This window comes from Stieleria sp. JC731, from assembly GCF_020966635.1.
Lineage (GTDB): Bacteria > Planctomycetota > Planctomycetia > Pirellulales > Pirellulaceae > Stieleria.
Genome location: NZ_JAJKFQ010000002.1, coordinates 432,821 through 454,941 on the forward strand (window position 1 = coordinate 432,821; position 22,121 = coordinate 454,941).

At 53.7% G+C, this 22,121-nt stretch carries 20 protein-coding genes and 1 tRNA gene; 16 read left to right on the top strand and 5 right to left on the bottom strand.

Features of this window, described 5'->3' with window-relative positions; genetic code table 11:
* Positions 1–174 precede the first annotated feature (174 nt).
* Entirely contained in the window at positions 175–876 is a 702-nt protein-coding gene (locus LOC67_RS07310; RefSeq protein WP_230261877.1) for a LuxR C-terminal-related transcriptional regulator, read from the top strand.
* Positions 877–998: 122 nt separating this feature from the next.
* Here LOC67_RS07310 and LOC67_RS07315 read toward each other — a convergent pair whose 3' ends face one another.
* A complete protein-coding gene (locus LOC67_RS07315) occupies positions 999–2,234 on the bottom strand; it encodes a hypothetical protein (RefSeq protein WP_230261878.1) in 1,236 nt (411 codons plus the stop codon).
* 271 nt (positions 2,235–2,505) lie between these two features.
* On the opposite strand from LOC67_RS07315, the gene LOC67_RS07320 reads away from it, so the two are divergent.
* Positions 2,506–2,578: transfer RNA gene (locus LOC67_RS07320), tRNA-Arg, on the top strand.
* Between the two features lie 721 nt (positions 2,579–3,299).
* Here the strand turns inward: LOC67_RS07320 and LOC67_RS07325 are convergent.
* On the bottom strand, positions 3,300–4,742 hold the full coding sequence (locus LOC67_RS07325; RefSeq protein ID WP_230261879.1) for a methyl-accepting chemotaxis protein: 1,443 nt from the start codon (positions 4,740–4,742) through the stop codon (positions 3,300–3,302).
* A 504-nt stretch (positions 4,743–5,246) separates the two neighbouring features.
* Here LOC67_RS07325 and LOC67_RS07330 point away from each other — a divergent pair.
* Entirely contained in the window at positions 5,247–6,287 is a 1,041-nt protein-coding gene (locus LOC67_RS07330) for a DUF1559 domain-containing protein (RefSeq protein WP_230261880.1), read from the top strand.
* Positions 6,288–6,320: 33 nt separating this feature from the next.
* Here the strand turns inward: LOC67_RS07330 and LOC67_RS07335 are convergent, their stop codons facing one another.
* Together LOC67_RS07335 and LOC67_RS07340 are read right to left on the bottom strand one after the other, a co-directional pair.
* Complete coding sequence (locus LOC67_RS07335; RefSeq protein WP_230261881.1) at positions 6,321–7,013, bottom strand: hypothetical protein; 693 nt, start codon at positions 7,011–7,013, stop codon at positions 6,321–6,323.
* Between the two features lie 175 nt (positions 7,014–7,188).
* Positions 7,189–7,464, bottom strand: a complete 276-nt coding sequence (locus tag LOC67_RS07340) for a hypothetical protein (RefSeq protein ID WP_230261882.1) — start codon at positions 7,462–7,464, stop codon at positions 7,189–7,191.
* Positions 7,465–7,747: 283 nt separating this feature from the next.
* Here LOC67_RS07340 and LOC67_RS07345 point away from each other — a divergent pair, with 283 nt between their 5' ends.
* Genes LOC67_RS07345 through LOC67_RS07355 form a run of 3 tightly spaced genes read left to right on the top strand, consistent with a single transcriptional unit; the run spans position 7,748 to position 11,561 of the window.
* Entirely contained in the window at positions 7,748–9,256 is a 1,509-nt protein-coding gene (locus tag LOC67_RS07345) for an ATPase domain-containing protein (protein ID WP_230262610.1), read from the top strand.
* On the top strand, positions 9,253–11,298 hold the full coding sequence (locus LOC67_RS07350) for an ATP-binding protein (protein WP_230261883.1): 2,046 nt from the start codon (positions 9,253–9,255) through the stop codon (positions 11,296–11,298). The genes LOC67_RS07345 and LOC67_RS07350 overlap by 4 nt, the downstream gene beginning before the upstream one ends.
* Positions 11,299–11,345: 47 nt before the next feature.
* A complete protein-coding gene (locus LOC67_RS07355) occupies positions 11,346–11,561 on the top strand; it encodes a hypothetical protein (protein WP_230261884.1) in 216 nt (71 codons plus the stop codon).
* A 10-nt stretch (positions 11,562–11,571) separates the two neighbouring features.
* On the opposite strand, the gene LOC67_RS07360 is transcribed toward LOC67_RS07355, so the two are convergent.
* Positions 11,572–11,877, bottom strand: coding sequence for an MTH1187 family thiamine-binding protein (locus LOC67_RS07360; RefSeq protein WP_230261885.1), 306 nt, complete (start codon positions 11,875–11,877; stop codon positions 11,572–11,574).
* A gap of 305 nt (positions 11,878–12,182) precedes the next feature.
* Between LOC67_RS07360 and LOC67_RS07365 the strand changes: the two genes are divergently transcribed.
* The 10 genes from LOC67_RS07365 (at position 12,183) to LOC67_RS07405 (ending at position 21,996) form a co-directional block, all read left to right on the top strand.
* Positions 12,183–13,082, top strand: coding sequence for a 3-methyl-2-oxobutanoate hydroxymethyltransferase (locus LOC67_RS07365; protein ID WP_230261886.1), 900 nt, complete (start codon positions 12,183–12,185; stop codon positions 13,080–13,082).
* A gap of 154 nt (positions 13,083–13,236) precedes the next feature.
* Positions 13,237–13,821, top strand: a complete 585-nt coding sequence (locus tag LOC67_RS07370; protein WP_230261887.1) for a hypothetical protein — start codon at positions 13,237–13,239, stop codon at positions 13,819–13,821.
* Positions 13,822–14,769: 948 nt separating this feature from the next.
* Positions 14,770–15,348, top strand: a complete 579-nt coding sequence (locus LOC67_RS07375; protein WP_230261888.1) for a YceI family protein — start codon at positions 14,770–14,772, stop codon at positions 15,346–15,348.
* A gap of 216 nt (positions 15,349–15,564) precedes the next feature.
* Complete coding sequence (locus tag LOC67_RS07380) at positions 15,565–16,467, top strand: hypothetical protein (protein WP_230261889.1); 903 nt, start codon at positions 15,565–15,567, stop codon at positions 16,465–16,467.
* A 153-nt stretch (positions 16,468–16,620) separates the two neighbouring features.
* Positions 16,621–17,793, top strand: a complete 1,173-nt coding sequence (locus tag LOC67_RS07385) for a YhcG family protein (RefSeq protein WP_230261890.1) — start codon at positions 16,621–16,623, stop codon at positions 17,791–17,793.
* A gap of 120 nt (positions 17,794–17,913) precedes the next feature.
* A complete protein-coding gene (locus LOC67_RS07390) occupies positions 17,914–18,579 on the top strand; it encodes a hypothetical protein (RefSeq protein ID WP_230261891.1) in 666 nt (221 codons plus the stop codon).
* A gap of 2,065 nt (positions 18,580–20,644) precedes the next feature.
* Positions 20,645–21,103: a hypothetical protein gene (locus LOC67_RS07395; protein ID WP_230261892.1), complete on the top strand. Its 459-nt coding sequence runs from the start codon at positions 20,645–20,647 to the stop codon at positions 21,101–21,103.
* Between the two features lie 112 nt (positions 21,104–21,215).
* A complete protein-coding gene (locus LOC67_RS27700; protein WP_410001122.1) occupies positions 21,216–21,461 on the top strand; it encodes a helix-turn-helix transcriptional regulator in 246 nt (81 codons plus the stop codon).
* Entirely contained in the window at positions 21,458–21,757 is a 300-nt protein-coding gene (locus LOC67_RS07400) for a hypothetical protein (protein ID WP_230261893.1), read from the top strand. The genes LOC67_RS27700 and LOC67_RS07400 overlap by 4 nt, the downstream gene beginning before the upstream one ends.
* Entirely contained in the window at positions 21,754–21,996 is a 243-nt protein-coding gene (locus LOC67_RS07405) for a helix-turn-helix domain-containing protein (protein WP_230261894.1), read from the top strand. The genes LOC67_RS07400 and LOC67_RS07405 overlap by 4 nt, the downstream gene beginning before the upstream one ends.
* Positions 21,997–22,121 lie beyond the last annotated feature (125 nt).

Below are 22,121 nucleotides of genomic sequence, written 5' to 3' on the forward strand. Positions count from 1 at the left end.
GCGGAACCCCGCTAGTCTATGGACATCAAAGGCAGAACACTGTTTGATTGATCGGTCAGCCACTGCGCAATTGAGAAAAAGGGTTCGCAGTCAGCTCAATGAAAATAGATAGGAAGCTGTCCCAAACGGACTACTGTGGCGGCATCACCCCAATACACAAATGGAGATTTGTAGGTGTACAGCGTTTCGCCTTTGGATCTACCGCAAGCAACAGATTTTACCGACCCGTATTTCTTCTTCGCCAATCGAGGGCGAACCGAACTGACCTACGTCAGCCCCTCGATCGAACGGGTCTTGGGTTACAATCCGACCACGATCGTCGGTGCCTCGTATGTTGATTTCCTCGTTTCCGACGACCCACTGAACGACGATGTCGAGGAATGCCAAAACACCGATCTAAGCGGTGGACGGACCATCCACGCGCTGCGCAGTGTCTTCGATCAGTCAGGCCGCCGTCGTGTCCTTTCGGTCAACACCGTTGGCGTTTGCGAACGTCCCGCGGGACCAGTGGTCCGGCGTCACAGTATCGCGCGTGATGTTACCGAAAGTGTCGAATCGCATCGCCAATTGATGATGCGTTTGCACTCGCTCGATCGAGCCGCACGACAACTGAGTTCACAGGAACGTGATGTCGCTGAGCGGATCATGCAAGGCAAAATGAACCGTGATATCGCCCGCGAGCTCAAGATTTCCGACCGCACCGTTGAACGTCGACGTGCCGCAATCATGAAACACTTGGGTGCCGCAACCGTTTCCGAAATGGTTGCCAAGCTCGTCGAACGCGATCTACTCCGCCAATGGACTTACTCGGCCAGCGATGCCCTTTGGCAGACGGCACGCAACTCGCACTTGGCTGTCACAGCAGTCGCAGGCTAGTGCATCGTTCCATATGAAAATACGGTTCGGGTCATCATCCGACGGACGTTAGCCTGGGTTATTGCACTCAAACCGTGGCTAACGCCATACGGCTAATCCTAAAATCGGGTTGGAACGAAGCACTAGTCATTTAGCGGAAACCAATAGCGATTCATCGCTTGCTTCACTTCGTTCGCTCCGATCAGATACGTCGACTTTCGCTGACCATTCCATCGATCCGAAGCCGATCGCAACTCAACACGGATGGCCTTATCGAGCTTGAAACGATCTGCCAAGCGATCCGCTACCGCAAGCTGATACCGCGCCTGTGGATAGATTGGGACCAGACGATCCTCGATCGACCAATCGTCTAGATGTAATTCACCCCAACCATCGCCATCCAAGTCGTCCAGGTAGGGTCGAACCTCCGGCGGCAATTGGTCCATCGCGGAATGATGGACCTGGATCACCGCACGACTGGTATGGGGCGAATACAACGACCAAGATGTCCAGTGGTCCCAGTAGCCAAATCGCTCCGACAATGGGGCAATCAACATGCCGATCAATAGCACTCGCGCTAGCCATGGCAGGACTGGATGCCTTGCCTTCGAAAGGCTGGCTGCATCGCTGGATTCAGCTTCGACATGACCATCAGATCGAACGAACAATACCCAGATTTGCACCGCCAGCAGCACATTCCAGCACAGCACACCGAAGCTATGGTTCAACGACCATGGCCCCAACAATCCGATCAGACTGATATGCATCGCGATCGCGGCAAAACCGCCATAGCGTCGTGTCCTTGGGACCGCGACTAACACACCGATCAGTAGTTCGGTAATTGGCAGTGACAATGCGATCTTGCTTGTCAGTCCGTGCTCAAAGTTTCCAGCAGAGAACCACGCAAGTGCGGTCGCAACCATCTGCTGGCCAACAGTATGGGTAAACTGAAAATCCAATTTACCTGCGGCACTAAAGAGATAGATACTGGCCGTAAGCAAGGTCATCCAGAATCGAGTCTCACGCCATTGGCAACAGGCAAATAAAACGCCATAGGCCATCGTCTGGTAACACCATGGCTGTAAACGATGCTGGTCAGCGATCACGAGCGTCAGCAGCCCAATCGAGACACCCGCCCAAAGCTTTCGGCGATGGTTTGAATTGCTGTTCAAGGCATTGCCTGCCAAACATCCAACCGCCGCCAGCAAACCGGCAATGCTAAGAACCAGCTTTAAGCTGCCCGGCAAGTCGATCAAACCGACCTGAGGAAACCACCGGCCTGAAACGAAAGCGGGTGTCCAAAGCGGGTAAGTTACCGCCATCAACACCAAAACACCGATGGCCCACAGACGGGAGAAATGGTTTTCTGAGGCAGACATCTTTGAAGAAATAAGTTAACCGGCGGCAGCAACGCGATTCGTATTGGACACGCGTTGTAGGAGTGCCCCGGAGGGCATTGATGATTTCGGTGGCAGCAATTGGCGACAGATTCAACAGAGTTTAAATCAATCCAGCCAAATGAGACACGGTGAACTCGCCGCTAGAAAAACTTGTCCACAAACGCTAGGATGGCGCCGTTGGCAAGGCATCGGGCACACCCAATGAAGCCCTCTCGTCAAAGTGACCTTGCTATCGCTTAGAAAACAGCCAGCCCCCGTAGCTCAGGGGATAGAGCACAGCTTTCCTAAAGCTGGTGTCGCAGGTTCGAATCCTGCCGGGGGTGCTGTTGGAGACAATGCTTTCAGCGAAGCGGTTGCCTTATTCGAAATCCAGTTTGTGATTTCAAGTCGGGTTCGAAAACGCTGACGAGTACCGGGCATCCCGTCCTACTCGTACTCAACGAAGCGGTACTCCTACTCGTACTCGACACCCACAAAACCCGCACCGAAGAAAGCCGATCCGCAACCTGGAATTCGAGTACGACGAAACGAGTACCGGCTGAAGCCTGAGTACGAGTACGAACCGCAGCGGAATCGACTTCCAATCCTGACCAGCAAAGCGGAGTCCTTATTCGGGATTTCAACCCGGATTAGAAAACGCTGACGAGTATCGGGCAACCAATCCTACTCGTACTCGTACTCAGCGGAGTGGTACTCGTATCTCCTACTCGACAGCCACCAATCCACGCTGAAGAAAGTCGATCCGCAACCTGGAATTCGAGTACGACGAAACGAGTACCGGCCGAAGCCTGAGTACGAGTACGAACCGCAGCGGAATCGCCTCCCACTCCTGACCAGCAAAGCGGAGTATTCGGGATTTCAACCCGGATTAGAAAACGCTGACAAGTACCAGGCAGCCCGTCCTACTCGTACTCAGCGGAGCAGTACTCGTATCTCCTACTCGATACTCACCAATCCACGCTGAAGAAAGCCGATCCGCAACCTGGAACTCGAGTACGACGAAACGGGTACCGGCTGAAGCCTGAGTACGAGTCCGACTTTTGACTAAACGTGCGACCTCTCGGCCGTCGCCGATCTTGCTCGGCTTGTTTCGCCAACCAGTTCCAATAGCTGCAACGCTATCGCCTGGATATCGCTGGAAGCCGAATAAGTTTTATTGGATTCAACTTTGGTATCGTCGGCCGCTTTTGCAACAGCTCCGACGCTGCATGCGATCTCACTGCTTCCTGTCGCGACTTCATTGATGTTTGTCGAAATCTCTGACGTCATCGCGGACTGTTGCTCAACAGCGCCCGCGATAGCACTTTGGTTTTCGTCGATCTGAGAAATGATAGCGCTAACTTGAGCGATCGCTTTGATCGCTCGATCGGTATCCGCTTGGATTGTCTCGACTTGGCGAACAATATCCTCCGTCGACTTGCTCGTTTCCTTCGCCAACTCCTTCACTTCGTTCGCAACGACAGCGAATCCTTTGCCCGCCTCTCCCGCACGCGCGGCCTCGATGGTCGCATTGAGCGCTAGCAAGTTTGTTTGTTCCGCTATCGAATTGATTGCGTTGATCACGTTCCCAATTTCGGTGCTGCTTTCGCCCAGTCTTGAAATGGTCGAATTCGCCGCATCGGTCGCATCGACAGCTTGCCGAGCAACACTCGCGGCACTGGAACCGTTGACCGCGATCTCTTTGATGCTTTGCTCAAACTGCTCAACTGCTGAAGCAAGTGCCCGGGCATTTCCGCTCACTTGCTCGGCCGCCGTGCTCGCACCATTTGCCTCAACCGATGTTTTATCGGCTTGGTCGAGCAACTTTCGACTCACGGTCGACAATCGTTCTTCGGACAATCGCCTCATCTCATGAGCGGCTTTGCCGACTTGCCGTGTCACCGAACGTCCACAAACCAACGACCATCCGACGCTGATGACCATGACGAACAATGAAACCATCCACGCGATCACAACGGAACTGGCTCGATCTTCTGACGCAAGTTCATCAAGCTTCAGCACAACACGATGACATGCGCCGTGGTTCTCTTGTGTCTGTGCCACCAGTCGGCGTTTCAAAGACTCAGCATCTGGCAAACCGTTGTAAACGCTGTCCAAGAACTGATTTGCCAATTCGCCTTGCCGCGCGATCGCTTCGACTTGAACCTTCAGCAGACCTAATAGTGCTTCGTCACTTGCCGCGTGAATGTCGCCAAACTCATGGGGCCCACCGGTCATCAGTAGTTCCGCTGATTCCAGCATCGTTTTCAATGTCGATTCGAAATCTGCGAACTTCTCTTCGCCGTCTGCGGCCAGCAGGACCTCGCGGGTAAATCGCTGATTGAGCATCCTTTGCCTTCCGGCCAAATTGATGCCCGCTGCCGATCCAGCGGAATTTGATGATTGCCAACTCATCAACGCAACCAACCCAACCAATCCGATCAGGAAGAGGACGGGGATTGTTGAGAGTCGCTTTTGGACGGACAGGCTTTGAAAAAACTCTGACATCGAATTCACTATCGATCATCGAGGAACTAGTTGGTGTCGGCTTACCCGTATCTCTACGTTTTGGTGCCACACGACGTGCCTTTATCAGTTCGAAGGCTGCGAAATAGCCCGAATTGACCTGACCGTTTGCAGTCATCACGCCCACACCTACAGCCACAACGGGGCGAGTCACAGCTCCGCAGGATGGGAGACCGCCAAGAGCAATGCGTGCTTCCAGACGCGTCAAAACGTCGGAGAAGCGTCCTCGTACCTCGGCTTCACTGCGTCTTCGGTGCGCCGCGGAACCTCATGGCCTGCCCCAAAACACAAGGCGAACAAACGCCATCCATAGGAGCCACTTTGCCATAACCAGCCATGCTGCAGACGAATTCGAAACTCCACCCCTCGAAACGACTTGCTGTTGAGAATGACTCGCATTACCATCTCCGGCTCTACTGCGAATGCACCGCCTCCGCGAACCGAACGCCGAGCAACTTGCTTTTTCAACTGGCTTCCGAACTCAGCATGAATCAAGCGTCACACACCCATTCCGAACGTTTCCCAAAACGCAACCGAACCGGTTTCACACTTGTCGAACTACTGGTCGTGATCGCGATCATCGGCATCTTGGTCGGGCTACTGCTCCCTGCCGTTCAAGCCGCCCGCGAGGCCGCTCGCCGAATGAGCTGTAGCAACAACATGAAACAGCTGCTGCTGGCGAGCCATAACTACGAGTCCGCTTTTAAGACCCTTCCCGCCGCATGGTCGATCACTCCCGACGGAAAGGGTTGGTCCATGCAAGCCCGTATCCTGCCATTCGTCGAAGCGGTCGCGATTGCAGACGGGATCCAGTTCGATCAAGGATACGGCCAATCAACCTTGTTCATCGATGGCGAGTCGGTTCCTGTCTCTTCGATCCGAGTTCCGACCTTGCAGTGCCCTAGCGATCCGCTTGATGATCCACGCATGGGATCAAACGGACCGGCGTACTACAAACTGAACTACGCGGTCAATGAAGGCACCTGGTTCGTCTTCGATCCCATGGACCGATCAAAGATTGGCGACGGCATGTTCGTTCCCAATCGGTACCTAAAATTTCGCGACTGCCTTGATGGCTTGAGCAACACCATCGCCATGGCCGAAGTCAAAGGCTGGACACCCTATTTTCGCGACGCAGCGATCTCCGGCGATCTTTCTGAACCGCAAACGATCGAAGACATCTGCAGCCTCGGCGGCAGCTTCAAAACCGAAACTGGCCATACCGAATGGGTCGACGGCCGGGTTCACCAAGCCGGCTTTACCACCGTGTTCACACCAAACAAAAAAGTCTTATGCACGGTGTCGGGAGTCGAATACGACGTCGACTGGACCAATATGCGTGAAGGCAAGGACTTCAGCGATCCGGCTAGAACTTACGGTGCTGTCACGTCACGAAGCTATCATGTTGGCGGTGTCGAAATTGGAATGACCGACGGTTCAGTCAACTTCATTTCCGACTCCGTCGATGGCCAACTGTGGAAAGACCTTTCAACTCGAATGGGACGTGAAACCGTCCAGTTGCCATAAGGCCTTTTTCATCTTGCCCCACCCCTTTGAATCTTAAGGGGCGAGCAATTTGAAATGGTCATAGTGGACTTCACGATCCACTGTGGTCAGATTCATATTCGATTTTGTCGAATGGGCGATGCCTTCGGATTGAAGTCGACCGGCAACTTCGCCATCGATCACAACCTCCATCACGTCGCCCTTGATGCCGATCCGCAGATCATGCCAAAGACTCGGATCGAGCTTGATCTTATTTCGTGACACCTTCTCCTTTAGCATCGCTTCGGTCGATGCGTCCAACTTTTCGCCTGCCTTGCGTTTGTCGCGAATGTCTTTGCGAAAGATCCCCGTCTTTCCATCGTAAAGACTCAACTGATCCGGACGGACAGCCACATGGCAAATGTGCCCTGCGTGTGAGCCCTTGTAGTCAAGGTCGCGAATCATCACCGAAAAGCTTGGTGATCCATGAAACTGAAATGAGACAGCGATTTCCAAATCCGATTGGGGTTTAAAGTCAATCGAGTTGACTGATGGATGATCCGCATCGATCGGCGTGATCCCCACCAGAACTCCATCGCGAACGATCGATTCGCTTTTCCAGCTTCCCCACCGCTTCCCCAATCCATCGTGCTCGAATTCATCTTCGAACAAGACGGTCTTGGATTCATCGGCACACACATTCGAGACTGTGCCGCCTAGGCCCAGCATTAGGCCCAGCAGAGGCAACAACACGATCAGTCGATTCATTGGTTACATTTCCAAGATGCTCGAGTGTTTTTCAAACACACCTTCAATACCGAAGGTGCAGAACAGCCAACCAATTTACACCATCTGGTCCCCGATAACCTTCTCCATTCGTCGTCGGAATGTCAGACGCTGCCAGCCCTTTGCACGAAGCCGCCAAGCCCATCACTCCGGGTGATCAATCCTCGAGCCAATCTTCCAGGCTGCGTGATCGTCTCGGCTGTTTTTTGCCAACGGCCTTGTTGAGCAAGCTATAGCCCCAAATCCCCAGCAAGATGACCAACGCCATCGGTATGGCGAAGGGGAGAAACACAAAGGCGGCTAAACAGAATGTTCCCAGAGCTATAAATACAAATGTGATCGCCGCGCCGCGAAGCATCCCCTCCACACCGGCTGCCGAGTCATCGCGGCGGACTTGCTTGTCCTCTTCGGATGGTGGTTGATAAGGGTTCATAGCAAAAGAACATTCCTCTTTCCGTCGCCCGGTGACTTGATTCCGCCTCAACAGAATTGATCGCTCCCCCTCACCCGATACGCTTCGCTAGGCTTTTTCTAGGATTCTTCGTGTCTTATGTGTCTACATTTACGGTCTTCTTATCGACAGTTAAAATCGGTGAAGAGCGAGGGCGGCACGCCAATAGCCAATCGAAGCCAACAACTGCACAACGGCTGTTGCGACAGGGAGCAAATCATCGACGCTCCCTTTGTCAACCTAGGAGAATGATGCTGTGAGCGAGATGAATGGTGATGCCCCCCGGCGAATCAGCACGGGGATTGCAACTCTAGATGGCATTCTGCATGGCGGGCTTGAGGCAGAACGATTGTATCTGGTCGAAGGCACCCCCGGCACAGGAAAGACGACGCTTGGCCTGCAGTACCTGCTGGAAGGTCGCGTCCAGGGTGAAAAGGGCTTTTATGTCACACTTTCTGAAACCAGAGAGGAACTCATCGCGATCGCTCGATCCCACGGGTGGTCGCTCGACGGAATCGAAATCCATGAACTTGTCGACCCGCAGGGTGAACTTGGACAAGGTCACTACACCATGTTCGAGCCCGGCGAAATCGAACTGGGTAATACCCTAAGTAGCGTTCAGGAGCACATCGAGTCGTTCAAGCCGAATCGGCTCGTCTTTGATTCGCTTTCCGAAATGCGATTGCTTTCGCAGGGTGCGTTTCGCTACCGCCGCCAGATCCTCGCCTTGAAACAATTTCTCTCGGGCCGTAACTGCACAACGCTATTGCTCGATGACAAAGCAGCCGGTGAGGACCATCAACTTCAAAGCCTTTCGCACGGCGTGATCCGACTGGAACAACAGTTGACCGACTATGGCAAAGAACGGCGATATCTGCGTGTGATTAAATACCGTGGATCGGACTTTGCCGGCGGAGTCCACGATCTATTGATCACTCGTGGAGGACTCGTCGTCTATCCACAGTGGCTTGACCATGAAACGCAACCGCTCTCGGATGGAAAACACTTAAGCAGCGGCCTGCCCGCACTGGACAAACTGCTCGGTGGCGGTGTCGCCGAAGGGTCCAGCACGCTGTTGCTCGGCCCCGCAGGTGTGGGCAAATCGACCATGGGAGTTCAGTTCGCGGTCGAAGCGGCCAAACGTGGTGACCGCGCCGTGCTATTCGAATTCGAAGAAAGCGAACATGCGTTGCTCAATCGTTCGGACGGACTAGGGCTGCCGCTACGAAAGTTCATCAGCGAAGGCCTGATCGAAGTCTTTCACCTGCGTCCCGGCGAAGTGACACCAAACGAATTTGCTTCTCTGGTGCGTTCCGCCGTTGAGGTCGACAAAGATGGCAGGCGGACATCGGTCGTGATCATCGATAGCTTGAACGGCTATCTGAATGCCATGCCTCACGAGAAGTTCCTGGTGGTTCATCTCAATGACATCCTGCATTACCTCGGTCGGCGACGCGTCGGGACATTCCTTGTCGTGGCACAACATGGCATGCTTGGCCGCGCGACTTCGACTCCAGTCGATACAAGCTACTTAGCGGACGCAGTGATCCTGTTCCGCTACTTCGAAGCAGCCGGTCAAATCCATCGCGCTATCTCGGTGGTCAAGAACCGAACCTTTAGCCACGAGCATACGATCCGCGAGTTCGCATTAAGTGCAAAGGGACTACACATCGGCGAGCCTCTGAAAAACTTTCGTGGCGTCTTTAGCGGAACGCCGGAGTTCGTCGGAGCCCAAGAAGCTCTTATGCCGACGAAGGGACAACGTTTCGAATGAGCGATGCTTACCCATCGGAAGAGTCTACGCAACGTGTCGCCGTTTTCGCACCCACGCAGCGTGATGCAGAACTCTGCGGACAGATCTTGTCTCGTGCAGAAATCAGCTACGAATTATGCACCGATATGCCAAGCTTGTGCGCTGCGATCGCATCGGGAATCGGCGTCGGGCTGGCTCCTGAAGGACAGCTGACCGATGCGGCTTTGATTGCACTGGAAAAAGTCCTACGCGAACAACCGGAGTGGTCGGACTTTCCATTGCTCGTTCTGTTGGGAAGTACCGAGCTTTCCTCCGAACGCGTTGACCGCTTACTTTCGCTGGGCAACGTCACACTCGTCCCCAGCCCCGTTCGCATCGCGGTCTTCGTAAGCAAGCTTCGGGCAAGACTACGTGATCGCCAACGACAAGTCGCGGTTCGCAATCTCCTTTTGGAACGACGCCAAGCTGCCGAGGCTGCCGAGATCGACTCGCGCAGACTTCGCATGGCCCTGCAAGCCGGCGAGATGGGAATCTGGGAGTGGAGCCCACAGGAACTCTATTGGTCTCCGCGATTCTATGAGCTTTTCGGATTCGACCCTAGCGTCTCCCCTGACCCAAACCGGTGCTTCGAAAGGGTTCATGAAGAGGACCGCGATGAGCTGATCGACCTTTGGCAGCGATCACTTAACGAAGCCATCGATCTTGACATGGAATTTCGTATCCATCACCCGACACTGGGCCTACGTTGGCTTTCTGCGGCGGGCGAACCGGTCAGCAATGAACCCGGAACTAAAGACGGAAGAGTGGTTCGTCATGCGGGTGTGCTCTGGGATGTCACTCAGCGTCACGAAACTGAAGCTTCGTTGCGTGAAGCACGCGAACTGGCTGAATCGGCAAACCGATCCAAAAGTGAATTCCTGGCAAACATGAGCCACGAAATCCGCACACCGATGACCGCAATCCTGGGATACGTTGACCTACTGCGTGAAAACACGACGGGCGGAGAAACAGACGATTACATCGAAACGATCCGTCGCAACGGTTTCTACTTGCTGGATATCATCAACGACATTTTAGACCTGTCAAAGATCGAAGCCGATCGCGTCGATCTAGTCCCCGAACCGTTCTCTCCGCTGCAACTCGTCGAAGACGTGCGGAGCATCATGTCCGTCCGAGCGGAAGAAAACGGGATCGGCTTTGCCGTCGAATGCAACGAAGCGATTCCCGAGACCATCATCGCCGACCAAAAGCGATTGAAGCAAATCCTGATCAACCTTGTCGGCAATGCGATCAAGTTCACCGACAAAGGCACCGTAACGCTGGCGGTGCACTATCAAACGTCGACCAACCATCTCAACTTCCAAGTCACCGACACAGGAATTGGGATGACAGAACGCCAAATGCGACGACTGTTTCGTCCCTTCACCCAGGTCGATGCTTCGGATTCACGCCGACACGAAGGCACGGGCCTCGGGCTGGTCATCTCACAACGCTTGGCAAAGATGATGGGCGGCGACATCACCGTCGAAAGTGAATCCGGCGTCGGCAGTTGCTTTACCGCCTCGATTGATGCGGGCGAAGTCTCAAACCGCAAATTCGTGTCGGCAGACCAAATCGAATCGGAACCTGAACGTGAACCCAACCGTGACGATACGCCTTTGGACTGTAGCGTGCTCGTGGTTGATGACCGACGCGACATACGGTTCCTCGCTTCACGCTTACTTAGCAAAGCCGGCGCCCAAATTAGCGAAGCCGACGACGGACAAGAAGCGGTCGAGATTGTTCAAGAGATGATTCGCAACGACCGCCTGGTCGATCTCATCTTGCTCGACATGCAGATGCCTAGACTAGACGGCTACCGAACAACCGAGCAACTGCGGCGACTTGGATTCGAAGGCCCGATTGTGGCTCTGACTGCCGACGCGATGAAAGATGACATGGTACGCTGCCTGGAATGCGGGTGCAACGATTACTTGAGTAAGCCAATCGACAAGACAGCACTTGTCTCTTGCGTGCGACGCCTGACCACTCCCAAGTCAAAATCGTTGCCCGAATCAACGTAAGCGATTTCCAGCTCTATTAGCGGCGAAACCACAGCGAAGAGAATGCGATGAATCTAGTTTGGGGTTCTGCAATGGCAGCGATCGGGTTCTTCCTGCTCTTCTGCGGAACGACAAAAAGCGAGTTCGTCTTGTACAAGCTTCTTGTCGCACGTTCACGCACCACCTGGGGCCAGGGCAATGCCGTGCACCGTTTCTACCAAGTCGTCGGACTAGTCCTTGTCTCGCTGGGATGCTTGTGGGCGGCGGGAATCATTTGGAGATAGGCACGCGAGACTAGCTGCTGCACTTCTTGTTGACAACACTTTCGATCTTCTCCCCCATCGACTGCTCGCGATCCGTCCGCGTCCCGACTTTGATGCTGGTGGTGATCCGTGGTGCCCCCATCGCGTGCACGCGTTCATGGCATCGCTTAATCGCGGCGAACACATCATCCCAATCACCTTCGATGTTTGTCCCGTATGCATGCAGTTGGTGCTCCAAACCCGCTTCTTGAAGCACCCTCTGGCATTCCGCAACGTACTCGCTTACCGAAACCCCGACTCCCATCGGGATGACACATAGATCGACGATGACTTTCATTTTTACGAACTTGATGTTGGTTTGAAGGAAGCGTTCCTGATCCACTAAGCATACGCTTGACTGTTACAACGAACAGCCTCTTTCACCCTTCGCTCCATCAAGCGATGGTCGCGGTCAATGGCTTCGATCGATACGATAGCGGGCGCGAGTGAACAACACATCAAGCAGAACCTATCTTATGAACTCAGACACTAGTGCTTCGCTCCAACTCGATTCTAGAATTAGCCGTATGGCGTTAGCCACGGTTTCAGTGCAATAACCGGGGCTAACGCCCATCGGCTGATTACCCGAACCCGTATGATCTCATGAACTCAGACGCTAGCCGATCAAATTCACTACCACCCCGCGATGCACACCAGCGTGGACTGCACCGCACCATGACGCTTGGCGGGCAGTACGCACTGCGAAACCATACGATCAAGCACCTTCAAGACTTGAAAGGCAAAACCGTCCTTACCGAGACCATGCCATTTACGGTCCGCGAAGCGGTGGCCGCCGAAGAGGCAGGGATCGATACACTGAAGGTCAAGTTTGATCCGACCAATCCGACAAGTGCTCTGGAGCTTCGACAAGCCGCGCCACATACTTTCATGACGTTTTGTATCGGACTGACAAAGATCGCGACCGCTGCCGAAGCGGTCCGTGCCGGCTACGATGCAATGGAGGCCGGCGCTGATGGGATCATGTGCCAATGGGGACCTGAATTCATTCGTGCCGTTTCCGACGCCGGTATTCCGGTTGAAGCTCATGCCGGTCTCGTCCCCCGTTTAAGCACCTGGACTGGCGGCCTCAGAGCGGTTGGCAAAACCATCGACGAAGCCCTTTGGATCTACCAGCAAATCAAGTCCTTTGAAGAAGCTGGGGCCTGGGCGGTTGAAGTCGAAGTCGTCCCGGCCGAACTGCTTGCGCAAATTTCGCGACGCACCCGCTTAGTCACATCCTCGATCGGTGCGGGCAGTGGCGGTGACATTCAATTCATGTTTGCCGAAGACATCCTCGGCAATCACGCCCCTCCATTTCCTCGGCACACCAAACAATACCGAAACCTCTACAAGATGGAGCAGGCGATCCAAGCCGAACGCGTCGAAGGCTTTCGCGAATATATCGACGATGTCAAAAACGGACGCTTCCCTGGTCCCGAGCATACTGTCAAAGCACCACAAGGACTGATCGACCAGTTTTTGGCCGCCGTTGATAACGACTAACCCCAGTGACTTTCACGCCGCAGCCAAACTCACTTTCGCATCCCACGCAGCGTCCTTCCCAAATCGTTTGTGACTAAATCGTTGCAGTGCAGCCCCACTCCACAGACATGAACAGTCCAAGCGATCGCGAGTGAACTGATCCAAACTCGAATAGATGAAAATCGAAATTGATAACGAACGCTTGATCCTAAAGCCGTATACAAACTTCGCCGCGATCTTCCTGTTGACCGGTTGCTTCAGCGCGATCGCTGCCGTTGGAGTATTGATCGGAGCGTTCGCCGAAATGGCTTTGCTCTACTTTGCCATTTGCGGCGGGCTAGTCGGTTTATCGGCGCTGGGTTTCTTTCTCTATACGCGGCTCGATGAACGTTATCGATTCGAGTTCGATGAACGAGTCCTCTATTTCGACCGTTCATTTTTAGGTTTTCGTCGTTCCAAGAAAATTGCTGACGCAAAGGACGTCGACTGTGTCATTGCCCAAGGTCACGCGTACTCCGTGGGCCGCAACAGCCGAAGACCGCCAAGGTTCAAGTACGCAGCCCTGCTAGTGACATCCAGAGGCAAAAGCTACGAGCTGCTGCCGCCAGACGAAGTTGACTTTGCAGCAGCGTTATCCACAACTCGCCGACTGGCTCAGATCTTTAGCTGCAAGGCTTTAGGCGAAGCCCGCAGACTGACGGTGGTACGAGGAAAAGAGCCACCAAGAATCGAATTCAAAAAACATCGCAATGAACAGTAGCTCGCCAAAACACTGAGCCGGATACGTACATCAGCCGCAGGGCGCCAGCCCGCGGTTAACGACCTCCTTGAATACACTCAACCGCGGCTAGCGCCGTCGCGGCTCAACAGACACGCTCACCCAAAACACTGATCCGGTTCGCGCTAGCGACGGTTATGAGCCTGCATACATCAGCCGCAGTGCGTTAGCACACGGTTAACGGCATCCTTGAATACACTCAACCGCGGCTAGCGCCGTCACGGCTCAGCAGACACGCTCACCCAAAATACTGAGCCGGTTCGCGCTAGCGACGGTTACAAGCATGCATACATCAGCCGCAGTGCGCTAGCACACGGTTAACAACCTCCTTGAATACACTCAACCGCGGATAGCGCCATCGCGGCTCACGAGACACATTCTGAGCCGGTTCGCGCTAGCGACGGTTACCAGCTTGCATACATCAGCCGTAGTGCGCTAGCACACGGTTAACAACCTCCCTGAATACACTCAACCGCGGCTATCGCCGTCACGGCTCAGCAGACACGCTCACCCAAAATACTGAGCCGGTTCGCGCTAGCGACGGTTGCGAGCATGTACACATCAGCCGCTGGCGTTAGCCACGGTTCCCATCAGATACCGAACTCCACCACCTAACAGACAGGATCACGGATCAGGTCGGCTTGCAATGAAACATCCTGCTCATCAAACGCTCCCAACAGCACTTGCAGGCTCTGCTCCTACTTGCACGCCAGCTCTACAGGGAACAGGAAACCAACCGTCTTGCGATCGCTATCAACGTTTATCGATTGATACTCTAGATAAACGGATCAACCGTGCGGTCACCCCCTTCTCGGATCCTAAAGTGGACTTGGCAGCCTGATATACTGACGGCCTGATGGTGACGACCGTCCTGTGACCATCGCTGACCGGACAAAGACCTTCGAATCACAATTTTGTGCCCGAGAAAACATGAAACGCTTCCATTCAAATCTGTTCACTACATCTGCATTCACCGCACTCGCGTTCCTGTTTATCGCCTCGGCGACAGCCTCGGCGGCAGACGAACTAACGGTCGATAGCGAAAAGTCGACCATCAGCTTTGTCGGCGCGAAGACCGATGGTAAACACGAAGGCGGATTCAAAAAGTTTAAAGGCACCGCCGTTGCCGACCACGAAAACCCTGCCAAAAGCTCGCTCTCGATCGAAATCGATACGCGAAGCATTTGGTCCGATGACGAGAAACTAACCAACCATTTGAAGAGCCCCGACTTCTTCGACGTCCGCAAGTTTCCGACGGTAAAGTTCGAGTCAACCAAAATTGAAGTCACGCCCGACAGCGATACTTCCAAGGCAAAGATCACCGGCAAGTGGACGATGCTGGGCAAAACCGTCGAGGTGGACGTCCCTGTCGTTGTCACGATGACCGATCAAGGCTTGAACATGATCGCTGATTTTAAAATCGATCGAACCAAATGGGGCATGACCTATGGTAAAGGCAAGATTGATGACGACGTGAAGATCCAAGCAAAGCTTGTACTGAAAAAATAGTCGCTCCTAGTAGCCAGTTGATTTCATTGTCGCCCATCACTCGGTGATGGTAGCGTGTTTTCTCGGTAGCGATCTTTCTTACGGTTATTGCAGAGTGGAAGGCGACTTTGCGAGAGATCAAACCTAAGAATCAACTTGTCGTTCGATGTATGAATCGCCATCACACGGTGGTGATTCACAGGGTTTAAAAACCACCATTCGCTTGGGTACCGCAGCTTGACCTTTGATCAATCCGTGCTGATTTGGTGTGTCGGCGTTCCGGCATTGATTGCCTCGTTGGCCTTCATCATTTCATGGCGATTGCAACGACCGAATGCTTCATCAGTCAAGCGAACCATCGCATCAATGGTGCTGGGGATCGGGTGGTGGAGTGCGATCGCAGTTTCGCTGTCGGCACGCCAAGATTGGCAGACTTGGCCGAGTGAATACTGGCACCACTGCTTGCGGGCGTTGTTGCTTTGGCCGGCAATCTCCTGGATGCCGATCGGCACCGACCGGCAACACCCCCATCCCGATCATTCTCGGTCGATACCAACGTCACTCGCATTCGCGTTGTTGACGATCGCTGCAGCCGTCACAGCGGTTGTTTGCCTGCCGCGTGGTGATGCCTGGCAAGACACCTATTCTTCGCACGGCCCCATCGGTGTTGGGCTCGTGACTTGCATGATACTCAATACGTTAGCGCTCGATGCGATGTCACGGCGGGGGACAGAGCGATGGGTCTTATTGGTCGCGTTGGCATCTCTCGGCGGGCCGATCGCGCTGGCGGCCAGCACCTATGCCAGCTTGACCGAATGGGGCATCGCGATGGCATCAGCGACCACTGCGATCACGGCAGGAAGCTTGCTGGTCAACAACCCAGCAGCGAAGTCATCGATCGGCCTCATTCTCGCCGCTTCATCCAGCCTCGTCGCCGCAGGTCGGTTCCAAACCTACGAAGACCATCCGCTATGGCTATATGCCCTGCTGTGGCTACTGCCAAGCCTGATCGCCACGATCGACTATTTCATCAAGTCGCGAAAGTCAGCGATTCGAATCACCGTCTCCGCCATCATCGCATCCGCCGCAATAGCTACCAGCGTTTGGTATCTACTCATCCGCGAAACAGAGCAGTGGTAACCATCTCGATCCAAACTCGATCACGACTCCGCGAATAGACCAACGCTGTTATCCGAACTGCATGGGCTACTATCCGGTTGTTGATTGATGGTTCAGAGTTGACGGAGCGATTCTCGAAGCAACGCAAACGTGGCAGGATGTTTCCACGCGGTGATGCATACTTTGCGATCATCTTGCCAACTGGATCGCGACGAGTTCATAGGCGACCATGCCGATGGAGATGAAACGATGAGCGAACTGGCAAAGACAGACGAGTACCGGCAGTGGATTGTCTCGATCAAGGATCGAGTGCAGGCATCGCAGATCAAGGCGGCAATGTCCGTCAATCGCGAATTGATGGAGTTGTATTGGTTTCTAGGCGAGCAGATTTCAGAGAAGCAGAAAACCGCAAAATGGGGTGACAGTTTCCTGGAACAAATGAGCAAAGATTTGCTGAAGGAATTTCCCGAAATCAAAGGGTTCTCGTATCGGAATCTGAGATCGATCCGTCAGTGGCATGCCTTCTGGACGCAGCCCGCGGAAATTGGGAAACAAGCTGTTTCCAAAACGGATTCAAATTGGAAACAAGCTGTTTCCAATTTGTCGGCCAATGCGGCACAACTTGTGTCGCAAATTCCGTGGGGCCACAACATCGTTCTGGTGCAGAAGCTTGATGTCCCCGCTGACGCCCTGTTCTACGTCCAAAAAACGATCGAGAACAACTGGTCGCGGGCAGTCCTGACCCATCAGATCGAGTCCGGCCTGCACCTGCGGGAAGGGCAGGCGATCCACAATTTCGAGGCGACGCTGCCGAAGCCCGAAAGTGATCTTGCCAAGCAACTGCTCCGCGATCCGTACAACTTTGACTTCCTCGCCCTGACCGAGCGGCACAACGAACGGGAGTTAGAAGACGGACTGATCGAGCATCTGACCAAATTCCTGCTTGAACTGGGCGCTGGATTCGCCTTTGTCGGGCGTCAATACAAGATCGATGTCGATGGGGATGAATACAGCATCGATCTGTTGTTCTACCACCTGCGGCTGCATTGTTATGTCGTCGTCGAGTTGAAGGTCGACAAGTTCAAGCCCGAGTACGCTGGCAAGTTGAACTTCTACGTTTCGGCAGTCGACAGCCAAGTCCGCACCGAACTCGACGGGCCGACGATCGGCATCCTAATCTGCAAATCGAAAAGCGACATCAAAGTCGAATACTCACTACGGGACCTCACCAAACCCATCGGAGTGAGTGAGTACCAAATCACCGAAAACCTCCCCGAGCAATTCCGCGCATCCATCCCCAGCATCGAACAGATCGAGGCAGAGTTGGGCGAATGGGAGGACAATTAGCATATCTTCGCCGACTCGGAATCCGAGGTTCGGAAGACATAGATGGTTGACTGTGTTGCGAAGTCAATAAGGCGGTATGCTACGACAACAAACTCAGTCGCAAACATCCGGATCAGCAACATGCCCGTGTTCGTTGAGTGTCGCTTCTGTCACAAGAAAGTGCTGCGTTGGCTGTATTCTCGCCATACCAAATCGCACACACAATTGCTACCTGATGGTCAAATGACGGACCACATTTCCGTCGCTGAAAGTGATCGGTTTCAAGGCAGCTTGGGAGGCGTGCCAAGTCTTTATATCCATCGCGTCTGTGGCGTCGAAACTCGCATGCCAGAACAGATTATCCGTAGCTATCTCGCGAATCCGCTTCTCTACTCATCCTGCACATTTTGCATCGGCTGCGGTGACTATGTTCCGATGAGCGAGTGCGAGTGGAGCGAGACGGTAGAATCGCTGATTAGGTACCGTCGCAACCTAATGAAGAAGTCGCTGGGAACCAGGCCGATGCTGACCATAACGCCGCAAGCTGCCGATGCCGTTTTGAACCAAATCCGACGCCAACAGAATTCCCACGATTCAGCTTTGCGGCTGAAACTTGTCGAACTCGACGACGGAAGCCCCAGCATCCGGCCAGCGATTGTCACGAACGACTACGATCCGGAGACCGATTGGCGAGGAGACTATTTTGGACTGACGTTGCTCGTCAACTTCGACGAAGCCGCGAATTACGCCTATGGAGCAACCGTTTCGCTCCGCAAGGGCAAGCTTGAGGTACAGCTCGCACAGTAGCAACTCAGTGCATGTCGTAAGCGACCGGCTAGCGATTGTCTTTTTCCCAGTCGAGAAAGCACTGGGCTAGCTCGTAGACGGTGCAAAGTTCGGCTCCGACGGCCTGCCGATTGAGCATCCGCGCGTGGCACTTCCCGAACGCGTGCTGCTTATTTCCTCCAAGCGTGACGCGATGACCAACAATGGTGCAGCCCCATCGCTTTTGCGTCTTGCGATATTAGGGCTTGGCCTGGCGCGGCATCGTTTGATCCTGAAAAGCGTATCTTCAGGAGCAAGACTTGCAAGAAATGCAAAAAAGACAAGTGGGCGATACTGGCCCCGAATGTTATGACGAAAGCGTCGTGAATTGCCGAGTCAAAACGATGGATGGTGTTTCGGTGGTTGCATCCGTGGTTGCCATCCACCCGATTTCAGCCGATCTGGCGCGACAAATACTTGGTTCTGACCACCGGTAGAAACGTCTTGGGTCCTTCCGGAAGTCGATGGACCATGCGGCGGTCATTAGTCGCACCGACACCAACAGAGAGTCAGTCCGGTACGGACCCGTGGGGGTGAGGGGGAGCTGTGCGCCGGGTCCTTTCCGCCAATCGCTTCTTAGCGATGCCAGAGGGATCAGATACGCGATTTAGTACTGTTGTCCCAACACCGGGGGCGGGATCGAAAAACTACACCAGACGCGATCGCCAAGCCGCTTCCCCAGACGTGCGCATTTTTTGGCGAAATATAAGGTTTTGCACGTGTAGGGGAGGGAGTGTCTTTTTTCTGAGCGAATGCGCTGAGCGACCTACCGTTGGCCCTATCGATTGCGGCATGCAGCAAAATGAATTTGCCGAAGCAATTCCCGCACCACCCGACAGGGTGTAAGATGCGTGACGCGGGTTTGGTCGCCCGCCTTTCTTCGTCGTCGCTTGACCTGCGATGACTTTCACGGGTAGGCCGGTAGCTCCGGCCATACAATCCACGGACTGATGGGCACCGTTCTGTCGGCCGTGGATTGGCCCGCCTAACGAACGGTGAATCAATGCCTGATGTTCCAACTGAAATTCGCAGTAAGCCGCTTCTCGACAAATTGAAGCACCTAGAAAACGTTAACAAGTTTGCGTATCAGTTGAATCGCTACGTGAGAATCTCCGTCGCAATTACATTGCGTGAGTCGAAGGATCCAACTGTCGATGTCCAACAGCAAATAGCGACGCTCAAAGAAAAACGCTACAAGATCGGAAGAGCTATTCACTGGCGAGCACGTTTGGTGAGAAAGGCCACGGCTTGGCTAGGGGAAGATGCCAGCTTCTTACAAAACCTCCTTGATTCAACTAACAGCCCACCCAATTTTTTCAATCATTGGCTGAGCGATTACCCCGCAATCGGCCGCATCAGACGGCTTGTCAAGAATTCCGAACCGGAATCTCGCGGCGACAAGGTGAGACCAGCCGTCAGACAAACTCCATCGGAGGCCTTCAAATATTTGATTCTTGTTCAGTCGGAAAGGCGTGGCGTCATCCCGATCAGATTCCAAGGTTTTCGAAATATCCAACGATCAATTAGCGCAGTCGAGTCCGTTCGCTTGCTCGTTAGAGAACTTCGAAACCAAGTCAATATCGGCAGCATAGAGTTGGGCACTGTGAAGTTGTGCGGAGCAATCGCGAGCAAGTTTGATTCGCTCAGGCAACGGGGCATTCATGGCTGGCAAAACGACTTGCCGTTTTTTGATCCTAACGACTGGACGATTGATCGATCGGGCAATCAATTCGATTTGTCTAATACTCCAATTACGCTGTACACGGACAATTCATGCGAAGGATGGACTAAACAGAAACAGCGAATCGCAGTTTCGTGGAGGGCGTACCACTCCCTGAAAGTTCTTGGTGAGCAAGGACTGCGAGTTGTTCCCCGGACAGCAGTTGGATTGCACGACACGGAGCTGTCTGTGTTAGAGACGATGTGTGAAATTGCTGCCCAGAGACTTGCTGATGTTTACGAAGAATGGAACGAACTGGTCTGGAAGTTGGAGTGTTCAGGACTCTGGATGCCAAGCCAGTTCGCATTCATCAGGGTGGTATCTAGCATGTTGTCTCAAAGCAAAGGCGAATCGGACTTGCGACTCGCGGGAAAAAACTCAGCGAAGTTCGATCATCCACTACTTCCAAATTTCGATGAGTCCCCACATGAAATTGAAGAAGCAAGAACAGAAGACACCCAGTGTCCGGATGACATTCAATCTTGTGAACAGAAATTTCGAGCTATCCTGGAAGCGACAGATGACAAAGACTGGAAACCAGGCGGGGAAGCTGTCCGGAAGAAAATGAGTAAAGTTTGGACGGGTAGACAGAAAGGTTGGATCTTCGGAACAAACGACAATCGAGTTGGATTTGTGAATACGCAAAGGACTCCAATTGTCTCTCGATGGAATGTCGACCATTGGGATCAACTAATCGAGACGTCGCGAATCGAAGCCCTGACCAACTTTTTTTCTGCATATCCGACCGGTAATTTTCGTATGAGCCCGTCGCGAAATGAAGAATAGCGACGGTCGCGATGCTGGCAAATTGATGAAAACGTTAGAGGATTCCTGCGTCTGACAGGCACAGTGGGTGTCTGACACAGACAGTAGATGTCTAGGAATCAGAGGTATTCCGATGGATTCTCTAACAGTCGGCAGAGACCTATCTGACGGCAACGGGCAGTCTCTTTTGTCAATCGAGGACGTAGCGGCAGAATTGAAATGCTCTCCGCGTCACGTCCAACGTTTGGCCGAATCTCAACGCATGCCAGCGCCGCTCAAACTGGGAACGTTGGTGAGATGGTCACGTTCGTCGATTCAATCTTGGATTGCGAACGGTTGCCCGGAAGTAACTAACTTGGCCGGGGAGGTAACGCAATGAATGCGATGCTAAACCAAAATCCGGAGCAGCAGGTGGAAGCAATCTTTCGACGATTGCTCCACGAGGGCAAACCGGTGGCGTTGGAAGATGCAACCAAGCTGGTTTCGACGGAGCCAGGATTCGACCGCCGTATCTTCGGCCAAATTCCGCAACGCATGCTGCGAGACGGTGAGATCGTGGAAGTTGGATTTCGTCGGAGTGAATCCGCGAAGCATAACTCCGGGATCAAAAGATTGTGGGTGCTGACGGAATACGCTTCCGACTACGGTCCTTCTGGATTGGAGGGCGATGGATGACACCTGTGGAACTGGAATCCTTTGCCGATGCGGTGGCTGATCGGGTTGCCGATCGACTTGCAAATCGTCGTCGCTTACTGACTCGTCACGAGTTGGCGCAGGTGATCAACGTCTCGGTCCCCAAGCTGGACACGATGTTGCGTGATGGTGAATTGCCAGTGATCCGAGTTGGTCGCAAGGTGCTGTTTGATCCGCACCAAGTGATCCGGAATCTAGCGGAACAATCGCAGGGCACTTGATGCCATGCGTGTTCCGTCTCGGTGCCGTGGGCGACCACCACCACGATCGGACGCCCTCTCTGGATCAAAACCACTCGATCCGTGGCATGCTGCCACAAGCGAATCTGACGTCTGTGCGAACAAGT